This is a genomic window from Sphingomonas sp., assembly GCF_019242355.1.
In the GTDB taxonomy this organism is placed as follows: domain Bacteria; phylum Pseudomonadota; class Alphaproteobacteria; order Sphingomonadales; family Sphingomonadaceae; genus Sphingomicrobium.
In genome coordinates this window covers 1-2,757 of sequence record NZ_JAFAVR010000244.1, presented here as the reverse complement: position 1 = coordinate 2,757, position 2,757 = coordinate 1, and the positions used below count along the sequence as shown (strand labels likewise).

Sequence of the window (2,757 nt, the reverse complement as noted above, 5' to 3'; positions counted from 1 at the left end):
GACCCGCGCCGACAGGATGAACGAGATGGCCCATCGAGCCAAAGCGGCGAGCACTATTCTCATCGCCGGCGCCCTGCTGGCTGCGCTGCTCTGGCTGACGCCGGCACGCGCGGTCGAGGATGCGCTCGTCGAGAAGGTCGAGTCGCTCTACAACGACATCTATCTCTACCGGCGCTCCGACGGCTATTACGTCCTGTCGTTCGGCGCGCGGCGATTGCATTACGTCGAATCGGTGGTCAATCCGCGTGACGAGCTGGAGCTTCCGGTCAGCTATACGCGGGCGATGACTGGCGTCTCGACCTATTCGGCCGGGCTGAGCGACGCGGCTATGATCGGGCTCGGGGGCGGGCGCACCTCCTGGTACCTGCACAAGTCGATCCCCGAGCTGCGCCTGAGCGCCGCCGAGCTCGACCCCGCGGTGGTGCGGATCGACGCGCAGTATCTCGGCGTGAAGAGCGAGCCCAATTTCGAGATCAATACGGTCGACGGCCGCGTCTTTCTTGCGCGCACCGACAAGACGTTCGATGTCGTGCTGGTGGACGCCTATCGCGGCCCGTTCGTGCCCTTTCATCTGCTGACACGCGAGTTCTTCACGCTTGCCAAGAAGCGCCTCAAGCCCGGCGGCGCCCTGGTCCAGAACGTCGAGCCGTCGACCATGCTGTTCGACAGCGCGGTTGCGACGATCTCCAACGTGTTCGCCAATCTCGACTTCTACAAGGGCGATGGGAATATCGTCATCGTCGCCTATGACGGGCCGCGCAAGAGCGCGGCCGACCTTCGCCGGGTCGCCGGCGAGCGCCAAGCCAAGTATAACTTTCGTTACGACATGGCCAAGCTGCTCGACCTGCAGTTTTCCCCGCCTGTCGACTGGACGAAGCAGCCGCTCACTGACGATTTCGCGCCGACCGAATACCTGAGGGCGATCGAGCGCCACAACGAGAAGCGCGGCGAGTAGCGATTGTTGCGGCGCGACCGGCGGCAGGGAGGCTGTTGTCCCGGTGATTCACCAAACATCGATCGAATCGCACCGCTGGACGGTGCTCGCCCTGGTGCTGTTCGACACGCTGACTCTGGGCTTCCTCACGCTGGGCTTCGAGATGGTCTCGAGCCGCCTGCTCACGCCGCTGTTCGGCAGCGGCATCTACACCTGGGCGACCATCATCTCGCTGGTGGTGGCCGGGCTGATGTGCGGGTACTACGCGGGCGGCTTCTTTGCCGACCGCTATCCGTCGTTCGGGCTGGTTGCCGCCATCAAGGTGGGGGCGGGCATCTATTTTCTGCTCGTCTATTACCTCACTGGTGGACCGCTGGAGTCGGTGCTGTCGATCGCCGATGGCGACATCGTTCCATTGTTCGTGTCCGGCTTCATCGTCTGCTTTCCTCCGCTCCTCGTGCTCGGCGCATACTCGCCGCTGGCGGTGCGCCTCGTTCTTCGCGATCCGGCGCTTGCCGGCAGGGTCGCGGGGGGCCTGTTCGCCCTGTCCTCGCTCGGCAACATCATCGGGATCCTGACGACGACGTTCGTGCTCATTCCCAATTTCGGCACGCGCGCCATCACGCTGTCGTTCGCGGTCTTCGCGCTTGGATCGGCGGTCCTGTCGATCTGGGCCTATTCGCTGGGCCGCCGGCAGCCCGGCGGGGCCTGAGTGCTGCGACGCCGGGCGGTTAAGCCATTCGGGCGTGAGCCGAATCCGCCGCATGACGCTGTGTCGCACGGCAAGGAATTCGACAAAATTGCACCGGTTTCGTCGTGATGGCATAAAACAAGTCCGCCGTCCCGACCGTGCCCGTCCAAGCGCGCCTCTGGACGGGGGCGGCCCTTCTGCAGGACAAGACCACCACTTTCGCGGAGTTGTTGCCATGCGAGGTTCATTGCTCGCCGTGCTGCCGGCCCTGTTTGTCATTTTCGCGCCCTGTGCTCAGGCAGCCGAGCCGGCGGCGGATGTCAAAGGCGTCTACCTGCTGACCGACTATCCGGCGCTCACGGTGCGGCCGGGCTCGACGTCGACGATCAGCTTGCGGCTGCAGAACTATTCGTCCCCGCCGGAACGCTTTGCGCTGTCCGTCGAGGGCGCTCCGGCGGGCTGGACCGCAACGCTGATTGGGGGCGGGCAACCGGTCGCTGCCGCCATGGCGGGCACCAACAGCAGCGTGAGCCTGCAGCTGCGCGTCGATGTGCCGAGCAATGCCGCAATGGGCACGCATACGCTGACCGTCCACGCAGACAGCGACGCCAACAAGGTGAGCCTGCCGGTCGCCGTCACGCTTGCCAAGGAGCTTCCGGCCAAGCTTTCGCTCGAGCCCAAGCTGCCGTCACTGCGCGGCAGCGCCAAATCGAGCTTCGAGTATCAAATCAGCATCAAGAACGACAGCGGCAAGCCGCTGCTGGTGAGCCTCGCGGCACAGGCACCGCAGAACTTCGACACCTCGTTCACCGAGGCCTATGGCAGCCAGGAGCTCTCCTCGATCCCCGTCGAGGCCGGCACGCCCAAGGACGTGAAGCTGCGCGTGCGGCCGCCGGCGACCGTCAAGGCCGGCCAATATCCGGTAACCGTGCGGGTCACCGCCGAGGACGCCAGCGCCGAGACCAAGGTGACGCTCGACATCACGGGCCAGCCGCAGCTTGGCATATCGGGCCGGGACGGCAGGGTGAGCGATCAGGCGTACGCTGGCACGGAGCGGGCAATTCCGATCGAGATCACCAATTCAGGCACGGCGCCCGCCGACGACGTGGAGCTGTCCGGCTCGGGTCCGAGC

The 2,757-nt window shown here is 65.3% G+C and carries 3 protein-coding genes; all 3 read left to right on the top strand.

The features are described 5' to 3' along the window. Positions 1-955, top strand: a 955-nt coding sequence (locus JOZ79_RS11745) for a fused MFS/spermidine synthase (protein WP_294074340.1), incomplete at its 5' end; no start/stop codon positions are given. A 43-nt stretch (positions 956-998) separates the two neighbouring features. After that, the gene (locus tag JOZ79_RS11740) at positions 999-1,646 is read left to right on the top strand and encodes a fused MFS/spermidine synthase (RefSeq protein WP_294074338.1); all 648 of its coding nucleotides are present in this window, start codon (positions 999-1,001) and stop codon (positions 1,644-1,646) included. A gap of 214 nt (positions 1,647-1,860) precedes the next feature. Beyond that, positions 1,861-2,757 (top strand): NEW3 domain-containing protein (locus JOZ79_RS11735; protein ID WP_294074336.1); only part of this gene is annotated, 897 nt, incomplete at its 3' end.